Annotated in this window: 13 protein-coding genes; 6 read left to right on the top strand and 7 right to left on the bottom strand. The window is 66.4% G+C overall.

Annotated elements, in window-relative coordinates; all coding sequences use genetic code 11:
• Positions 1-138 precede the first annotated feature (138 nt).
• The 6 genes from RAM80_RS08980 to RAM80_RS08955 all read left to right on the top strand — a co-directional run bounded on the left by RAM80_RS08980 (position 139) and on the right by RAM80_RS08955 (position 11,232).
• On the top strand, positions 139-1,260 hold the full coding sequence (locus tag RAM80_RS08980; RefSeq protein ID WP_416425950.1) for an efflux RND transporter periplasmic adaptor subunit: 1,122 nt from the start codon (positions 139-141) through the stop codon (positions 1,258-1,260).
• Entirely contained in the window at positions 1,257-4,331 is a 3,075-nt protein-coding gene (locus RAM80_RS08975) for an efflux RND transporter permease subunit (protein ID WP_416425948.1), read from the top strand. Before RAM80_RS08980 ends, RAM80_RS08975 begins: the two co-directional genes overlap by 4 nt.
• Positions 4,328-7,447 (top strand): efflux RND transporter permease subunit, encoded by a 3,120-nt coding sequence (locus RAM80_RS08970; RefSeq protein WP_416425946.1) that lies wholly within the window; start codon positions 4,328-4,330, stop codon positions 7,445-7,447. The genes RAM80_RS08975 and RAM80_RS08970 overlap by 4 nt, the downstream gene beginning before the upstream one ends.
• Entirely contained in the window at positions 7,448-8,875 is a 1,428-nt protein-coding gene (locus RAM80_RS08965) for an efflux transporter outer membrane subunit (RefSeq protein ID WP_416425944.1), read from the top strand.
• Between the two features lie 55 nt (positions 8,876-8,930).
• Positions 8,931-9,827 (top strand): DUF808 domain-containing protein, encoded by an 897-nt coding sequence (locus RAM80_RS08960; protein ID WP_416425943.1) that lies wholly within the window; start codon positions 8,931-8,933, stop codon positions 9,825-9,827.
• A 205-nt stretch (positions 9,828-10,032) separates the two neighbouring features.
• A complete protein-coding gene (locus RAM80_RS08955; RefSeq protein ID WP_416425941.1) occupies positions 10,033-11,232 on the top strand; it encodes a PLP-dependent aminotransferase family protein in 1,200 nt (399 codons plus the stop codon).
• A gap of 21 nt (positions 11,233-11,253) precedes the next feature.
• Here RAM80_RS08955 and RAM80_RS08950 read toward each other — a convergent pair whose 3' ends face one another.
• The 7 genes from RAM80_RS08950 to puuE form a co-directional block, all read right to left on the bottom strand.
• Positions 11,254-12,045 carry a hypothetical protein gene (locus RAM80_RS08950; protein WP_416425939.1) on the bottom strand — a complete coding sequence of 264 codons (792 nt, stop codon included), beginning with the start codon at positions 12,043-12,045 and terminating at the stop codon, positions 11,254-11,256.
• A gap of 398 nt (positions 12,046-12,443) precedes the next feature.
• On the bottom strand, positions 12,444-13,799 hold the full coding sequence (locus tag RAM80_RS08945) for a nucleobase:cation symporter-2 family protein (protein WP_416425937.1): 1,356 nt from the start codon (positions 13,797-13,799) through the stop codon (positions 12,444-12,446).
• Between the two features lie 178 nt (positions 13,800-13,977).
• The gene (locus RAM80_RS08940) at positions 13,978-15,285 is read right to left on the bottom strand and encodes a urate hydroxylase PuuD (RefSeq protein WP_416425935.1); all 1,308 of its coding nucleotides are present in this window, start codon (positions 15,283-15,285) and stop codon (positions 13,978-13,980) included.
• 48 nt (positions 15,286-15,333) lie between these two features.
• On the bottom strand, positions 15,334-15,837 hold the full coding sequence (locus RAM80_RS08935; RefSeq protein ID WP_416425933.1) for an ureidoglycolate lyase: 504 nt from the start codon (positions 15,835-15,837) through the stop codon (positions 15,334-15,336).
• Between the two features lie 130 nt (positions 15,838-15,967).
• Positions 15,968-16,963, bottom strand: a complete 996-nt coding sequence (gene alc, locus RAM80_RS08930) for an allantoicase (protein ID WP_416425931.1) — start codon at positions 16,961-16,963, stop codon at positions 15,968-15,970.
• 40 nt (positions 16,964-17,003) lie between these two features.
• A complete protein-coding gene (gene uraD, locus RAM80_RS08925; protein ID WP_416425929.1) occupies positions 17,004-17,519 on the bottom strand; it encodes a 2-oxo-4-hydroxy-4-carboxy-5-ureidoimidazoline decarboxylase in 516 nt (171 codons plus the stop codon).
• The gene (puuE, locus tag RAM80_RS08920; RefSeq protein WP_416425927.1) at positions 17,516-18,445 is read right to left on the bottom strand and encodes an allantoinase PuuE; all 930 of its coding nucleotides are present in this window, start codon (positions 18,443-18,445) and stop codon (positions 17,516-17,518) included. Before puuE ends, uraD begins: the two co-directional genes overlap by 4 nt.
• Positions 18,446-18,611 lie beyond the last annotated feature (166 nt).

Below are 18,611 nucleotides of genomic sequence, written 5' to 3'. Positions count from 1 at the left end.
GCGGGCGACGGGCGGCCTGTCGGCTACCTGAATGGAGGGCGGGTTGGGCCAGTGGCGTTGGGGGCCGCTGCTAGAATTTTTCAGGAAGACAGGCTAGTGGCCATTATCACTGGCCCGTGACACCCGAGGTGTTCGCCCGTGCCCAAGCGTCGTCGTGGTCTGGTCATTTTTGCCGGCATCGTGCTGGTGCTGTTGGCCTGCTGGCTGGTCTACCACCTGCTGGCCGGCCGGGCCAAGCCCAAGCCTCCGCCCGCCGCCGAGCCGGTGGCCGTGGTGCCGGTGAAACAGCAGGACGTGCCGGTGTACATCGACGCCCTGGGCACGGTGACCCCCACCCGCACCGTCACCGTGGTCACCCAGGTGGCCGGCGTGCTCACCGAGGTGCCGTTCCAGGAAGGCCAGCACGTGAAAAAAGGCCAGGTGGTGGCGCGCATCGACGACCGTGCGTTGAAAGCGCAGCTGGCCCAGGCCCGCGGCGTGCTGCTGCACGACCAGGCGCTGCTGGCCAACGACCAGCGCGACCTGGTGCGTTTCGGCCAGCTGATCAAGGTGGGCTCGGTCAGCCAGCAGACCCTCGACACCCAGCGCTCGCTGGTGCAGCAACAGCAGGGCACCGTGGCCGCCGACCAGGGCAGCGTGCAGAACCTTGAAGTGCAGGTCAGCTATTGCACCCTTTATTCACCGGTGGACGGCGTGGTCGGCTTGCGCCTGGTGGACCCCGGCAACTACGTGAACCCGCAGACCAGCACCGGCATCGCCGTGATCACCCAACTGCAGCCCGCCACCGTGGTGTTCGCCGTGCCCGAGGACGACCTGGGCGCCATCGACCAGGCCATGGCCAAGGGCCCGGTGACGGTGCTGGCCTACGACCGCAACAAGCACGACCTGCTGGCCACCGGCAACCTGCTGGCGCTGGACAACCAGGTGGACACCAGCACCGGCACGGTGAAGGTCAAGGCGCAGTTCAGCGACCCGGCCAATCACCTGTTTCCCAACCAGTTCGTCAACGCCCGGCTACAGGCCGACCGCCTGGCGCAGATCGCCGTGGTGCCGACCCAGGCCATCCAGCACGGCAGCCAAGGCGACTTCGTATTCGTGGTCAACGGCGACAAGGCGGCGCTGCGGGTGGTCAAGCTGGGCCCGGCCACCGGTGACGTCACCGCCATCCTCGACCAGGGCGTGAAGCCCGGCGAGCAGGTGGTGACCGAGGGCGCCGACAAGCTGGACAACGGTTCGTCGGTCAAGGTCGCCACGCCATGAATGTCTCGCGGCCGTTCATCGAGCGGCCGGTGGCCACCGCGCTGATCATGGTCGCGGTGCTGCTGGTGGGCCTGCTGGGCTACCACCTGCTGTCGGTGTCGGCGCTGCCCGAGGTCGACTACCCCACCATCCAGGCGTTCACCCAGTACCCCGGCGCCAGCCCCGAGGTGATCAGTTCGTCGATCACCGCGCCGCTGGAGCGCCAGTTCGGCGAGATGCCCGGGCTCAAGTCGATGAACTCCACCAGCTCCGACGGCGCCTCGGTGATCACCCTGCAGTTCGACCTGGCGCTGTCCCTGGACGTGGCCGAGCAGGAGGTGCAGGCGGCCATCAACGCCGCCGGCACCTTCCTGCCGGCCAACCTGCCGTACCCGCCGGTGTACAGCAAGGTCAACCCGGCAGACGCGCCGGTGCTGACCCTGTCGCTGACCTCCGACGTGCTGCCGCTGACCAAAATCCAGGACCTGGCCGACACCCGCCTGGCGCAGAAAATCTCGCAGATCACCGGTGTCGGCCTGGTGACCCTCAGCGGTGGCCAGCGCCCCGCCGTGCGGGTGCAGGCCAATACCTCGGCGCTGAACGCGCTGGGGCTGTCGCTGGATGATGTGCGCACGGCCCTGGGCACCGCCAACGTCAACCAGGCCAAGGGCAACATCGACGGCAAATTCCAGGCCTATTCCATCGGCGCCAACGACCAGTTGCAGTCGGCCGAGCAGTACCGCGACCTGATCATCGGCTACAAGAACGGCGCGCCGATTCGCCTGGCGCAGATCGCCGCGTCCATCCAGGGCCCGGAGAACCCGCGCCAGGCCGCCTGGACCAACGCCACGCCGTCCATCGTGCTGAACATCCAGCGCCAGCCCGGCGCCAACGTCATCCAGGTGGTGGACCGCGTGCAGCGCCTGCTGCCGGCCTTGCGCGCGAGCCTGCCGGGCACCCTCAAGGTGGCCGTGCTCACCGACCGCACCCAGACCATCCGCGCCTCGGTCACCGACGTGCAGCTGGAGCTGGGGGTGGCGATCCTGCTGGTGGTGATCGTCATCTTTGTCTTCCTGCGCGACCTGGCCGCTACGCTGATCCCGGCGCTCACCGTGCCGCTGACGCTGATCGGCACCCTGGCCGTGGCCTACGCCCTGGGCTTTTCCCTGAACAACCTGACGTTGATGGCGCTGACAATCGCCATCGGCTTCGTGGTCGACGACGCCATCGTCATGATCGAGAACATCACCCGCTACATCGAGGACGGCGAGACGCCCCTGCAGGCCGCGCTCAAGGGCTCGGCGCAGATCGGCTTCACCATCATCTCGCTGTCGGTGGCGCTGATCGCGGTGATGATCCCGCTGCTGTTCATGGGCGACGTGGTGGGGCGGCTGTTCCGCGAGTTCGCCACCACGGTGGCGGTGACCATCGTGATTTCCGCGCTGATCACCCTGACCCTCACGCCCATGCTGTGCGCGCGCCTGCTCAAGGCGCGCAAGGGCGAGCGCCGCGAGGACTTCTTCGACCGCATCAACCACTACTACGTGAAAGGCCTGGACTGGGTGCTGCTGCACCAGGCACTGACGCTGGTGTCCATCGTCATCACCGCGTTGCTGACGGTGTGGCTGATCCTGGTGATTCCCAAGGGCTTCTTCCCCGACCAGGACACTGGCCTGATCCAGGGCATTTCCCAGGCCGCGCCCAGCGTGTCCTTCGCGCGCATGCAGGACGAGCAGCAGCGCCTGGCCGCGCGCATCCTCAAGGACCCGGCGGTGGCCAGCCTGTCGTCCTTCGTGGGCATCGACCAGACCAACCCGACGCTGAACCAGGGCAACCTGCTGATCAACCTCAAGCCGCGCGGCGAGCGTGACAGCAGCGCGGTGGTGATCCGCCGCCTGGCCGACGCCAACAGCGACGAGTCGGGCATCCGCCTGTACCTGCACGGGGTGCAGGACCTGACCCTGGACTCCACCGTCTCCACCACCAGCTACCGCCTCGGGCTGCAGGCCATCGACACCCAGGCGCTGGAGCAGTGGACCAACACGCTGATGGCGGCCATGCGCAAGGACCCGATGTTCGCCGACGTGCAGAGCCAGGCCCTGCAGTTCGGCAACCAGATCCAGCTGACCTTCGACCGTGCCACCGCCTCGCGCCTGGGCGTGACGCCCCAGGCCATCGACGACGTGCTGTACGACGCCTTCGGCCAGCGCCAGGTGTCGACCATCTACACCCAGCTCAACCAGTACCACGTGGTGCTGGCCAGCGACCGCCAACCCGGCAACCTCGCCGACCTGCTCACCGGCCTTTACGTGGACACCGCCAGCGGCGGCGTGGCGCCGCTGTCGAGCATGGCCAGCCAGCAGGTGATACGCGCGCCCATCACCCTCAACCGCCAGGGCCAGTTCCCCTACGCCGACGTCTCGTTCAACCTGGCGCCGGGGCAGACCCTGGGCGCGGCGGTCACGCGGCTGGGGCAGATCGAGCATGACCTGGGCCTGCCGATCACCGTGCAGGCCCAGCTCGAAGGCGCCGCGGCCACCTTCCAGTCGTCCCTGGGCAACCAGCTGTTCCTGGTGCTGGCGGCCATCGTGGTGGTGTACCTGATGCTGGGCATTCTCTACGAGAGCTTCGTGCACCCGGTGACCATTCTCTCCACGCTGCTGTCGGCGGCCCTGGGCGCCTTGCTGGCGCTGTGGCTGACCGGCACGCAGTTCGACATCATCGGCCTGATCGGCATCGTGCTGCTGATCGGCATCGTCATGAAGAACGGCATCATGATGGTCGACTTCGCCCTGGAGCTGCAGCGCAACGAGGGCCTGGACCCCACCGCGGCGATCCGCCAGGCGGCGCAGCTGCGCTTCCGGCCCATCCTGATGACCAGCATGGCCTCGCTGTTCGGCGCCGTGCCGCTGGCCCTGGGCACTGGCATCGGCTCGGAGCTGCGCCACCCGCTGGGCATCGCCATCATTGGCGGGCTGCTGCTGAGCCAACTGCTGACGCTGTTCTCGACGCCGGTGATCTTCCTTGCCATGAACGGCCTGGAGCAGCGCCTGGGCGGTGGCCAGCCGAGCGCTGAAGCGCCCGCGCCATGAACCTCTCGGCGCCGTTCATCCAGCGCCCCATCGCCACCACGCTGCTGGCGCTGGGGCTGGCGCTGTTCGGCATCCTGGCGTTCAACCTGCTGCCGGTGGCGCCGCTGCCCGAGGTGGATTTTCCCACCATCAGCGTGCGCGCCAGCCTGCCCGGCGCCGACCCCAGCACCGTCGCCACCTCGGTGGCAACGCCGCTGGAGCGCCAGTTCGGGCAGATATCGGGCATCACCCAGATGACCTCGTCGAGCACCCTGGGCGCCACCCGCATCAACCTGCAGTTCGACCTCAACCGCGACATCGACGGCGCCGCCCGCGACGTGCAGGCGGCCATCAACGCCGCACGCACCAACCTGCCCAGCGACCTGTCGGGCAACCCCACCTACCGCAAGGTCAACCCGGCCGATTCGCCGATTTTGATCATCAGCATGACCTCGGCCACCGCCACCCCGGGGCAGATGTACGACGTGGCCTCCACGGTGCTGCAACAGCGCCTGCTGCAGACCTCGGGGGTGGGCGACGTGATCGTTGGCGGCGGCGCGCTGCCGGCGGTGCGCATCGAGCTCAACCCCGACCGCCTCAACCACTATGGGGTGAGCCTTGAGCAGGTGCGCGGGGTGATCGCCGACGCCAACACCAACCTGCCCAAGGGCACCATCAGCAGCAACGGCGGCAACTACACCCTGGCCGCCAACGACATGCTCTACCAGGCCGGCGGCTACGCGCCGCTGATCGTCAAGCAGAGCAACGGCGACGTGGTGCACATCGCCGACCTGGGCTACGTGCGCGAGGACGTCGAGGACCTGCGCAACTTCGGCCTGTCCAACGGCAAGCCGGCGGTGCTGCTGGTGGTGTTCAAGCAGCCGGGCGCCAACGTGCTCAATACGGTGGACGCGGTGAAGGCCGCGCTGCCGTTGCTGCAGGCCTCGCTGACCAACGGCATCAAGCTCAACCTGTTCATGGACCGCACCACCACCATCCGCTCGTCGCTGCACGACGTGGAGGTCAGCCTGCTGATTTCGGTGCTGCTGGTGACCCTGGTGACCTTCTGTTTCTTCCGCGACTGGCGCAGCACCCTGGTGCCGGCCATCGCCGTGCCGCTGTCGCTGCTGGGCACCTTCGGCGCCATGTATTTCCTGGGCTACAGCCTCAACAACCTGTCGCTGATGGCGCTGACCATTTCCACCGGCTTCGTGGTCGACGACGCCATCGTCGTGGTGGAGAACATCATGCGCCACCTGGAGCAGGGCGCCGACCGCGTGCAGGCGGCGCTGGAGGGCGCGCGCGAGGTGGGCTTCACGGTGCTGACCATCAGCGTGTCGCTGGTGGCGGTGTTCATCCCGCTGCTGCTGATGGGCGGCATTGTCGGGCGGCTGTTCCGCGAGTTTTCCGTGACCCTGTCGGTGGCCATCGTGATTTCCATGCTGGTCTCGCTCACCGTCACCCCCAGCCTGTGCAGCGTGCTGCTGCGCCCGCAACACGCGGGCGGCGAGCAGGCGGGCGAGCACCCGGACTCGCGTTTCCATCGCTTCTACGACCGCACCCTGGGCTGGGTCATCGACCATTCGCTGCTGGCCGGGCTGGTGACGCTGATGGTGGTGGCGCTGGCGGCGCTGCTCTACGTGCTGATCCCCAAGGGCTTCTTCCCCCAGGAAGACACTGGGCGCCTGCAGGGCTCGATACTGGCGGCGCAGAGCGTGTCCTACGCGGCCATGCAGCAGAGCTTCGAGCGCATCAACCGCACGGTGATGAGCAACTCCAACGTGGAAAACGTCGGTGGTTTCGTGGGCGGCAGTGGCGGCGGCAGCGGCGCCATCAACAGCGCGCAGCTGTTCATCACCCTCAAGCCGCTGGGCCAGCGCAGCGTGGGCGCCGACGCGGTGATCGGGCAGATCCGCCACGCCCTGGGCGACATGCCCGGCACGCGCCTGTACCTGCAATCGGCCCAGGACATCACCGTGGGCGGCCGCCAGAGCGGCGCGCAGTACCAGTACACGCTGACCGCCGATGACCAGGCCGACCTGGACCTGTGGGTGCCCAAGGTGCTGGACGTGCTGCGGCCGCTGGCGCAGCTCACCGACCTCAACACCGACCAGCAGGACAACAGCCTGCTGGCCAACCTGCACGTCAACCGCGACAGCGCCGCGCGCCTGGGCGTGAGCCTGTCGGCGGTGGACCAGACCCTGTACGACGCGTTCGGCCAGCGCCAGGTGTCGACCATCTACCGCGCGGCCAACCAGTACCACGTGGTCATGGAGATCGCGCCGCCGTACTGGCGCGACCCCATGGCGCTGAAGGGCATCTACGTGCCGGTGGGCGCGGTGGCCTCCAGCGCCCGCGGCGGTGCGGCGCCGAGCATCGCCAGTTCGGCGCTGGTGCCGCTGGCGGCCATGGCCGACTACAGCATCGACCGCACCGCCATCTCCATCAGCCACCAGGGCACGTTCCCGGCGGTGACCGTGTCGTTCAACCTGGCGCCGGGCACCTCCATCGGCCAGGCCACGGTACTGGTGGATAACGCCGTGGCGCAGCTGCGCATGCCCGCCAGCGTCACCGGCCAGTTCGCCGGCACCGCCCAGGTATTCCAGGCCTCGGTGGCCAGCGAGCCGCTGCTGATCGCCGCCGCGCTGCTGTCGGTGTACATCGTGCTGGGCGTACTCTATGAAAACCTGGTGCACCCGCTGACCATCCTCTCCACGCTGCCGTCGGCCGGGGTGGGCGCGCTGATCGCGCTGCTGGTGACCGGCACCGAGCTGTCGATCATCGCCCTGGTGGGGGTGATCCTGCTGATCGGCATCGTCAAGAAGAACGCCATCATGATGATCGACTTCGCCCTCAGCGAGCGTCGCGCCCAGGGGCTGGACGCCCGCGAGGCCATCCGCCGGGCCTGCCTGATCCGCTTCCGGCCGATCATGATGACCACCCTGGCGGCCATTCTCGGCGCCTTGCCGCTGGTGCTGGGCCATGGCTACGGCTCCGAGCTGCGGCGGCCGCTGGGCATCTCGATCATCGGCGGGCTGCTGTTCAGCCAGGTGCTGACGCTGTACACCACGCCCGTCATCTACCTGTGGCTCGACCGGGCCTCGGCGCGCGTGCGCCGGCACGGCAAGGAGACTTGAATGCGCATGCTCATTGTCACGGCGTTGGTGGCGCTTCTGGCCGGTTGCATGGTCGGGCCCGACTACCAGCGCCCGCAGCAGCCGCTGCCCCAGGGCTTCAAGGAAGGCGCGGCGTTCGAGCGGGCGGCGGCCAACCCCCAGGGGGCGCTGCACAGCCAGTGGTGGCTGGACTACCGCGACCCGCTGCTCAATAAGCTGATTGACCAGGCGGCGGCCGCCAACCAGTCGATCATCGCCGCCGAGGCCGCCTACCGCCTGGCCGACGCCCAGGTGGCGGCCAGCCGCGCCAGCCTGTGGCCGACGGTGGGCGTGGGCTTGTCCGGGACACGGGGCGTGGGCGGCAGCGGTTCCACCGGTAGCACCACCACGGGCACGACCACCGCCAGCACCGGCGTGGTGCAGTCGGTCAGCGCCACCCTGACCGCCAGCTGGACCCCGGACCTGTGGGGCGAGGTGCGCCGCGGCATCGAGTCGAGCAACGCCCTGGCGCAATCCTCCGACGCGCTGCTGGCCGGGGTGCGGTTGTCCATCGCCGCCAGCGTGGCCACCGACTATTTTGCCGTGCGCCAGTTGGACATCGACGTCCGCCTGCTGCAGCAGCAACAGCGCATCGACCAGCAGTTGCAGGACATGACCCAGGCCGAGTTCGTCCAGGGCACCGCCACCAACGACCAGCTGCTGGTGGCCCAGGACCAGCTGACCACGGTGGTGGCCGCGTTGCAGACGTCCCAGCGCTCGCGGGAGCAGTATGAACACGCGCTGGCGGTGTTGGTGGGGCAGGCACCGGCGCAGTTTAGCCTGGCGCCGCTGAACGACTATTCATTCGGGGTGCTGCGACCGCCGCTGACGCTGCCGTCGACCCTGCTGCAACGGCGCCCCGACGTGGTTTCGGCCGAGCGCACGGCGGCCGCCGCCAACGCGCGCATTGGCGTGGCCGAGGCGGCGTTCTATCCCAACCTCACGCTCAGCGCCGAAGGCGGCTACCGCGGCAGCGCCCTGGGCGGGCTGTTCTCGCTGCCCAACCGGGTGTGGCTGCTGGGCCCGGCGCTGGCCGAGACGATCTTCGACGGCGGTGCCCGCCGCGCGTCGGTCAACGAGGCCCAGGCCAGCTACGACCAGGACGCCGCCAACTACCGCGGCGCGGTGCTGACGGCGCTGCAGAACGTGGAAGACAACCTGTCTGCGCTCAACCACCTGCAACAGCAGGCCGACGCCTACCAGCAGATCTTCCAGCGCAACCAGCAGCTGTTCGGCAGCCAGCAGGCCCAGCAGCAGGCCGGCACCGTCAGCCGGCAGAACGTGCTGACCCAGCAGCTGGTGCTGCTGCAGGCCGAGCAGACCCTGCGCGACACCCAGGGCCAGCTGGGGCAGGGCAGCGTGGCGTTGATCCAGAGCCTGGGCGGCGGCTGGCAGGGCGGTGGGCAGTAGGCGGGCGACAAGGTATGCTCGCGGCCAACGAACATGAAACATGGGAATGATTCTTATGGCAGGAAGCAGTCTGCTGGTGTTGCTGGACGATATCGCCGCGGTGCTCGACGACGTGTCGGTGATGACCAAGGTCGCCGCCAAGAAGACCACCGGCGTGCTCGGCGATGACCTGGCACTGAACGCCCAGCAGGTCACCGGCGTGCGCGCCGAGCGCGAGCTGCCGGTGGTGTGGGCGGTGGCCAAGGGCTCGCTGCGCAACAAGGTCATCCTGGTGCCGGCGGCTTTGGCCATCAGCGCCTTCGCGCCGTGGGCGGTGACCCCGCTGTTGATGGTGGGCGGCGCGTACCTGTGCTTCGAGGGCTTCGAGAAAGTCGCCCATCCTTTGCTCCACGGCAAAGGTGAGGACCAAGCCGAACACGCGGCGTTGAGCGCGGCAGCGGCCGACCCGGCCGTTGACCTGGTGGCTTACGAGCAAGAGAAGATCCAGGGCGCGGTGCGCACCGACTTCATCCTGTCGGCGGAAATCATCGCCATCACCCTGGGCATCGTCGCCGACGCGCCGCTGAGCCAGCAGGTGATCGTGATGAGCGGCATCGCCTTCGTCATGACGGTGGGGGTGTACGGGCTGGTGGGGGCCATCGTCAAGCTGGACGACCTGGGGCTGTGGATGACCCAGCGCCAGGGCGGTGTGACCCGCGCGGTGGGCGGCGCCATTTTGCGCGCGGCGCCGTACATGATGAAAACCTTGTCGGTGGTGGGCACCGCGGCGATGTTCCTGGTGGGCGGAGGGATTCTGGTGCATGGGATCGCTCCGTTGCATCACTGGGTCGAGAGTGTGGGTGGTAGCGTGACCATGGCCTTGCTCAATGGTGGGCTGGGTGTGGTGGCGGGTGCGCTGGTGTTGGGTGTGGTCAGCGTCGCCGGCAAAATCTGGAAAGCGGTACGCGGTTAACCTGTAGCCGCTGCCGCCAGGCTGCGCAGGCCCTGGCGTACGCTGGAGATTTCCAATGTGAATGAGGGCCAGCGCCGCCTGCGGCAGCGGCTACAGGGGCTGCGTTTCATGACCATGGGGAATGACATCCCGCCGATTCCTCGTTTGCGGGCCTGAGCAGCAGGGTTCGATACTGGGGCATCCGCCCTGACCGAGCCCTTGCCCCGTGACCGACCTTACCTACCGCTTCGCCCCCGCCTTCCAGGCGCCCACCGGTTCGGCGATTCGCGAGCTGTTCAAGTACCTGTCGCTGCCCGGCATGATCTCGTTCGCCGGCGGCTACCCGGCGACTTCGTTTTTCGACCAACCCAACCTGGCCGCGGCCGCCGAGCGCGCCTTGCGCGACAGCCCCGTGGACTGCCTGCAATACGCCGCCACCGACGGCCTGCCGCTGCTGCGCGAGCAACTGGCGGCGCTGATGGCGAGGCGCGGGGCGCCCGTGGCAGTGGACGAGCTGATGGTGACCACAGGCTCGCAACAAGGCCTGGACCTGCTGATCAAGGTGCTGCTCAGCCCCGGCGAGCGGGTGCTGGTGGAGCGGCCTACCTATCCTGCGGCGCTGCAGGCGTTCCGCCTGGCGGGCCTTGAGGTGGACAGCGCCGCCACCGACGCCCAGGGCCTGGACACCGCGCGCCTCGCCGAGCAGTTAGCGACACAGCCCAAGGGCAGCATCCGCCTGTTGTACTGCGTGCCGACCTTCGCCAACCCCACCGGCGCCTGCCTGCCGCTTGAACGGCGCCTGGCGTTGCTGCAGCTGGCCGCCGAGCACGATTTCCTGATCATCGAGGACGACCCCTACGGCGCCCTGCGCTTTGCCGGCGAAGCAGTGCCCTCGCTGCTGGCGCTGGCCGCGCAGGTGGACGGCGCCGCCGGCCGGGTGGTGCATTTGTCCAGCCTGTCCAAGGTGGTGGCGCCGGGCCTGCGCATCGGCTGGCTGATCGCGCCCGCGCCCATCCGCCAGCGCTGCGTGATCGCCAAGCAGACCGTGGACCTGTGCACCGCGCCGTGGGCGCAGCAGATCGCCGCGCTGTACCTGGCCGATGGCGCGCTGGAACGGGCGCTGCCGGGGCTGGCCCAGGGCTACGGGGACAAATGCGCGCGCATGCTCGCAGGGCTCGAAGGCCTGCAGGACGTATTGGAGGTGTCGCCGCCACAGGGCGGGATGTTCATCTGGGGGCGCTGCCGCAGTGGGGTGGATGCCACGCAGTTGTTGCAGCGGGCTATCGAGCAGCGGGTGATGTTCGTGCCGGGCAGTGCGTTCTTTGCCGAGGGCGCTGATGCCAGCAGCCTGCGCTTGTCGTTCGCCGCGCCGTCGCTTGAGCAGATAGACGAAGGGCTGGTGCGCCTGGGGCGGTCGTTCGGCTGACCGCCCCGGCACCGGTGTCGCTTAGAAGAACACTTTCAGCAGCAGGCTGGCGGTGTTCTGGTTGGTGTCGAAGGCGTGGCTGCTTTCGATGCCGTACTTGTCTTTCCAGTAGTCATACTCGAAACCGACGTACACCTGCTTGGGCTGCCAGTGCAGGGCCTTGCCCAGGTCGTACTTGACCTGCGGGTTGAAGTGCAGGTTGGCGTGGTAGTCGCCTTCCTTGTTGTGGTCGCCGCTGACCACCCAGTCCATGTAGCCGTCGATGAGGATGTCGGAGCTGCCCACTGGAATGGTGTAGGACCAGACCGGGGTGATCTGCCAGATGTTGTTGCCGGCGCGGCCGCCATCCGGAATACGGTTGTAGAAGTTCAGCTGGAAGTAGTCGAAGCCAGGGATGTTCAGGTCAAAGCCCGGGCCGATCAGGTACGACTCCACGTCACCCTCGCCGAACTCGTAGGTGAACGCCAGCAGCACGTCGGAGACCGGGCCGAAGGCGAACTTCTGGTCGAAGATCTTGCCCAGGGACAGGCGCGGGCTGAACTCGCCGTAGGTGCCGAAGTTGCCGTTGCCCGAGTCTTTCTTGCCGTTGTACCAGGTGTTGTCCACGAACAGGAAGTTGTCGCCGTACTTCCAGGCGTCGGCGTGTTCGAACGTGACGGTTTGCTGGATGCCCGGATTCACTTTGAAATCCTGGCCATACAGGTAGGTCAGGCTGTTGCTCTGCCATTGCAGCCAGCCGCCGTCGTCGGCCATGGCCTGGCCACCGGCCAGCATGCCACCGGCCACCATCAGGCTCGAAAGAGTACGTTTCATTGGTTAGCTCCCAGGTTTGATTTCAGTCTGTTTTTCTAAGGTGGCGCTCTGTGGCGGCGCCTTTTTGGTTGCGTTAAAAGTCGTCCAACCGGTCAACTTCCTCTGCGGCGCAACTGAGTTAGCAAGAGCCTTGCCAAGGCCGACGCACAGCCAAAGAAATCCCGTCGGCTGCGGTGAATAGCAGTCGAAAGTGGTTCGATTGGCTGCAAACGGCGACGCGGCAGGGCAGGGGGCCCAGTCTGGTACAAGAGGTCAGCTTTATCGGGGAAAAAATCCCCCCGGTTTTACGCGGGCGCGCAGATTACTGACTCACGCGGCGCGGCTCAAGTGCTCCGTTACAGAGCAGGCCCAGCAAAAGTGGGGCACTCGGTCAGCTTTTCGACCGGCGCCCCCCATGGTCAATGCTGATGCACCGCTCTGGACAGGGCTTCTCGCTCGGCACCACCGAGCACGTTGAACAGCAGGTTGAGCAGCACCGCGCTCAACGTCGCCATGGCGATGCCGCTGTGGGTGATGGGGCCCATCCAGTCCGGCAGCTGGGAGAAGAACTCCGGGCGCACCACCGGGATCAGCCCCATGCCGATGCTCACCGCCACCAGCAGCTGGTTGCGACGGTCACCGATGTCGGCTTCCTGGAGGATCTTGATGCCGGTGGCCGCCACCATGCCGAACATGGCAATGGCCGCACCGCCCAGCACCGCAGGCGGAATGGAAGCCACCAGGAACGCGGCCTTGGGCAACAGGCTGAGGGCGATGAGGAAGCCGCCGGCCACCACCGTCACCGAACGGCAGCGCACGCCGGTCATCTGCACCAGGCCGATGTTCTGGGCGAACGAGGAGTGGGTGAAGGTGTTGAAGAAACCTGCCGCGAACGAGGCGGCGGCGTCGCACAGCAAGCCGCGACGGAGCATGCCGGGGGTGACCTCGCGGTCGGTGATCTTGCCCAGGGCCAGGAACATGCCGGTGGACTCGACGAAGATGATCACCACCACCAGGCACATGGACAGCACCGGCGCCAGGCTGAAGGTGGGCATGCCGAAGTGCAGCGGCGTGACCACTTGCAGCCAGGGCGCGGTGGCCAGGCCCGAGAGGTCGACCATGCCGATCAGGCCCGAGATGAGGTAGCCCAGCAGCATGCCGATGAGCACGGCGATGTTGACCCAGAAGCCGCTCATGAAGCGATGGATCAGCAGGATGGTGGCCAGCACCAGCCCGGCGACGATCAGGTAGATGGGTGAGCCGAACTGCACCGCCTTGGCGCCACCACCGGCCCAGTTCACCGCCACCGGGAACAGCGACAGGCCGATGGAGGTGATGACGGTGCCGGTGACCAGCGGCGGGAAGAACCGCACGATCTTCGACATGAACGGCGCGATGAGCATGCCGAAGAAGCCGGCGGCGATGGTCGCGCCGAAGATGCCCGGCAAGCCCACGCCCTGCATGCCGGCCATGGCCACCATGCTGCCGACCGCGGCGAAGCTGGCGCCCATCATCACCGGCATGCGGATGCCCAGGGCGCCGATGCCCAGTGACTGCACCACGGTGGCCACGCCGGCCACCAGCAGGTCGGCGTTGATCAGGAAGGCGATTTCCTCACGGGAAAGGCCGGCGGCCTGTCCGATGATCAGCGGCACCGCGATGGCGCCTCCATACATCAGCAAAACATGTTGCAAACCCACCAGAATCAGTTGCAGCAACGGCAGGGGCTGTCGTGGTGGCGCAGCAGGGATGCGCGCGTGGATTGACTCGGACATGCAACACCTCAAATCTTGTTTTTATTTTTCGGTTAGCAGTACCCGTAGCAGCTGCCCCGTCGATCGCGTCGCCTGTATCGCGGCCAAGGCCGGCTCCTACCACGAACGGCGTAGGAGCCGACCTTGGTCGCGATGCAGGCGACGCGGTGTCAAGGCAGTCGCTGCTACGAACGATCCATCAGTTGGTTTGCGCTCCGTTGGCGATCCACTGGCCCACCAGGTTGCGCTCTTCCTGGGTCATCTGGGTGATGTTGCCCAACGGCATGATCTGGCTGGCCACGGCCTGCGCCTGGATGCGCGGGGCCAGTTGCTGGATCTGCTGCGGGGTGTCGAACATGATCCCCGCAGGCGCCGTGGAGAACAGCGGGCTGGTCGGCTTGGCCGAATGGCACACCGCGCAGCGCTCCTGGATCACCCCGTGCACCTTGTCGAAGTCCGCGCCATTGCTGGCCTGGGCCGGCTGTTCTGCCGGGGCCGGTGCAGCGGCAGGCGTGGCCGGCATTTCATCGGCGCGTTTGCCACCGATGGCAGTGCCCGGCAGCGGCTGGTACTCGATGGCCGGTGCCTTGGCCACGTCGGCACTGTTGCCCATTTGCATGGGGCCGGTGACGAACGCCAGGCAGATCATGCCCAGGGCGCCGGCAGGCAGGGCCCAGGCGAACTTGTGGCTGTTGTGGCGGGTGTTGAAGTAGTGACGCACGACCACGGCCACCACGGCGATGCCGGCCAGGATCAGCCAGTTGTAGTGGCTGCCGTAGGTGCTGGGGAAGTGGTTGCTGATCATGATGAACAGCACGGGCAGGGTGAAGTAGTTGTTGTGGCGCGAACGCAGCAGGCCCTTGGCCGGCAGGGTCGGGTCGGGCGTGCGGTTCTCGGCGATGGCCGCCACCAGCGCGCGCTGGGCGGGCATGATGATGCGGAAGACGTTGCCGACCATGATGGTGCCGATGATGGCGCCGGTGTGCAGGTACGCGCCGCGGCCGCTGAACACCTGGCTGAAGCCGTAGCAGGCCGCAATGATCAGCACGAACAGCACCAGGCCCAGCAGGCCGGGACGCTTGCCCAGGGGCGAGTCGCACAGTTGGTCGTAGATGAACCAGCTGGCGATCAACGCGCCGACGCCGATGGCGATGCCTTCCGGCCCGCTCAGGGTGCTGCCGGGGGCCAGCAGGTAGAGCACGGGGTTGGAGTAGAACACCACGCACAGCAGCACGATGCCCGACATCCAGGTCCAGTAGGCTTCCCATTTGAACCAGTGCAGGTTGTCCGGCATGGTCGGTGGGGCCAGTTTGTATTTTTCCAGGTGGTAGATGCCACCCCCGTGAATGGCCCACAAGTCACCGCTCAGGCCCTCACGCGGGTTGGCGCGATTGAGGTTGTTCTCCAGCCAGACGAAATAGAAGGATGCGCCGATCCAGGCGATCCCCACGATCATGTGAATCCAGCGCACGCCCAGATTCAGCCACTCCATCAGATGTGCTTGCACAGTTCTAACCTCTTGCCGTACCACTGCGGTGCAATGGCCGGCCTTCTCTTATTGGTGGGGGGCGAGGACCAGCAGCTCGTCCTCATTGAAGAAATGCTCATCGCAGTTATTGCCAGTGCCACTGCGATCAACCACCAGGAAGTCATCCCGCTTTTCGATCGTCAGCACCGGGTGGTGCCAGACGCCGCGATGGTAATTGATGCCCTGCCTGCCATTGGTGATGAAGGCGCGGACCAAGCCTGATACAGGTGCATCGCCAAGTGGCGCGACCACGATCAGAAAGGGGTTGCCCAGCAGCGGCACGAAGGCCTGGCTGCCCAGCGGATGGCGCTCCAGCATGCGCACGGTCAACGGCATGTCCAGCACGTCGGCGCGGAAAATGCTGATGATCGCCTTGTCGTCGGGCGTGGCGGTCTCGACCGTGGCCAGACGATGGAAACGCATGGTCGAGCCGTTGTTGATCATGAAGTGGTCGCTGCCGTCGGTTTCGATCACGTCACCGAAGGGGGCGAAGGCTTCTTTTGTCAGGGGCTCGATCACTAGTGTGCGCATTGTGGGTCTTCTGTCTGTTCAGTGATTAATGTGTAACTGGCCCCTGTGGGAGCTGGCTTGCCAGCGAGCTTTTGACGGCCCAACAGCTCGCTGGCAAGCCAGCTCCCACAAAAGCGCATTCAGGCGCTGCTTACTTGGCTACCTTGCCCAGCACGCGCAAGCGGCTCACGCCACCGTCCGGGAACACGTTCAGGCGGATGTGGGTGATGGGGCCCAGGTCCTTGATCTGCTCCTGGAAGCTGTGCTCCTGGTGCATCTGCAGTTTCTGGCTGGGCAGCAGTTCGCGCCAGAACAGGCTCTGCGTCTCGATCTGGCTGTCGGTGCCACCCTTGACGAAGGCGCCCTGGATCGAGCAGCTGTCGGGGTAGTTGCCCTTGAAGTGCAGGGTGTCGACCACCACTTGCTCGACGGTGCCGGCATGGCCCAGGGCGACGATCACCCAGTCATTGCCCGGCGTGCGGCGGCGTGCGGTTTCCCAGCCGTCGCCCATGTTGATGCCGCGGCCCGGGTTGAGGATGTTGCTCATGCGCCCGAAGTGCTCGTCGGAGCAGGCCAGGGCACGGCCGCCGTTGAGGGCGCTGGCCAGGTCGACCTGTTCGTTGTCGCCTACCGCGGACCAGTCGCGGAACGGCACGCCGTACACGCGCAGGCGCGCCACGCCGCCGTCGGGGTAGATGTTGAAGCGCAGGTGGGTGTAGGCCTGGGCATCGCTGATTTCGTGGTAGTGGTGGCTGTTGCCCTGCAGCTCGACGGCTGGCAGCACTTCGGTCCACTGGGTGGCGTCGGTCGGGTCGCCGTCGGCGACGAAGCAGCCTTCCAGCGAGGCCGAGGGCGGGAAGTTGCCGGTGAAGAACGAGGTGTCGATGTCCACGCCTTTGATCGAACCCGGCACGCCCAGGCGGATCACCGCGCTGTCATAGCCTTCGAAGCGCTTGCGGCGCGATTCCCAGCCGTCCATCCATTTGCCGTTGTCGTCGAACACGCCTTCCTTCCACACCGCTGGGGTGGGCTGGAACAGGCGGTTGACGTCGGCGAACCAGTCGTCGGTGACCGAGATGGCCTTGGTGCCCAGGCGCGCGTCGGCCAGGTTGACGAACTTCTCGAAGGGTACGGCGTATGCTTTCATTTTTTCTTGTCTGCCTTGAATGGGGGCTGGAGGGGGCGAGTTACAGGCCTTGCAAGCGGAACAGGGCAATCTTGTTGATCTGCGCCAGGGCTTCCTTGAACTCGGCCTCGACCGAGTTGTGGATGCGCACTTCGAACGCGGCGAGGATCTGGTGCCGGTTGCTGCCTTTCACTGCCATGATGAAGGGGAACTTGAACTTGGCCTTGTAGGCGTCGTTCAACTCCGTGAAGCGCTGGAACTCTTCGGTGGTGCATTGGTGAATACCGGCGCCAGCCTGTTCGTTGGTGCTGGCTTCGGTCAGTTCGCCCTGGACGGCAGCCTTGCCGGCCAGGTCGGGGTGCGCGTTGATCAGTGCCAGTTGGCTTTCGTGATCGGCGCTCAACAGGATGTCGCTCATGCGCTGGTGCAGGGTTTCGACCTGGTCCAGCTCGGGGCCCTGGCCCAGGTCGTAGGCTTTTTCAGCGACCCATGGCGAGTGTTCGTAGATGTCGGCGAAGGCGGCGACGAAGGCGTCGCGGCCCAGGGCCGATGGCTTCAGGGAGTGGAAGGCGGTCATTGCGCAGCCTCGGGCGTGTAGGGATGGGTTTCATGCCAGTGGCGGGCAATGTCGACGCGGCGGGCGAACCACACCTGCTCGTGGCCCTTCACGTAGTCAATGAAACGCATCAGCGAGGCCAGGCGCGCCGGGCGGCCGATCAGCCGGCAGTGCAGGCCGATGGAGAGCATCTTCGGCGCCTCGGCACCCTCGGCGTACAGCACGTCGAAGGCGTCCTTCAGGTATTCGAAGAAATCGTCGCCTTTGTTGAAGCCCTGCACCTGGGTGAAGCGCATGTCGTTGGTGTCCAGGGTGTAGGGGATCACCAGGTGCGGCTTGCCGGTGGGGTTGTTGCGCTCCCAGTAGGGCAGGTCGTCGTCGTAGGTGTCGGAGTCGTAGAGGAAGCCACCTTCCTCCATCACCAGGCGGCGGGTGTTGGGGCCGGTGCGGCCGGTGTACCAGCCCAGCGGGCGTTCGCCGCTGATTTCGGTGAGGATGCGGATGGCTTCGAGCATGTGCTCGCGTTCCTGGTTCTCATCCATGTACTGGTAGTCGATCCAGCGGTAGCCGTGGCTGCAGATTTCGTGGCCGGCATCGACCATGGCGCGGATCACGTCGGGGTGGCGCTGGGCGGCCATGGCCACGGCGAAGATGGTCAGCGGGATGCCCGCTTCCTTGAACACCTTGAGGGTGCGCCACACGCCGGCACGGCTGCCATACTCGTACAGCGACTCCATGCTCATGTTGCGTTCGCCCTGCAGCGGCTGGGCGGCCACCATTTCGGACAGGAAGGCTTCGGATTCCTTGTCGCCGTGGAGGATGTTGCGCTCGCCACCTTCCTCGTAATTGAGCACGAACGACAGGGCAATGCGCGCATTGCCAGGCCAGCGAGGGTGGGGCGGGTTGGGGCCGTAACCGATCAGGTCGCGTGGGTAATCAGCGCTCACTGCTTGCATCCTTCTTCGCGTCATTAGGGTGGCGGGTGGCCCCGATGAGGTTGGCGACCCGGCGATGGTTTGATTGTATACAACTTTATCCGTGATTTGTAAGCCTGTTTTTTGCCAATCATCGCCTTGGAGGGTCAATTTCTTTCCTTGCAAAATACTTGCCCGA

Source organism: Pseudomonas sp. App30 (genome assembly GCF_047947025.1).
Taxonomy (GTDB): Bacteria; Pseudomonadota; Gammaproteobacteria; order Pseudomonadales; family Pseudomonadaceae; genus Aquipseudomonas.
This window is presented reverse-complemented; position numbering and strand designations above follow the sequence as displayed.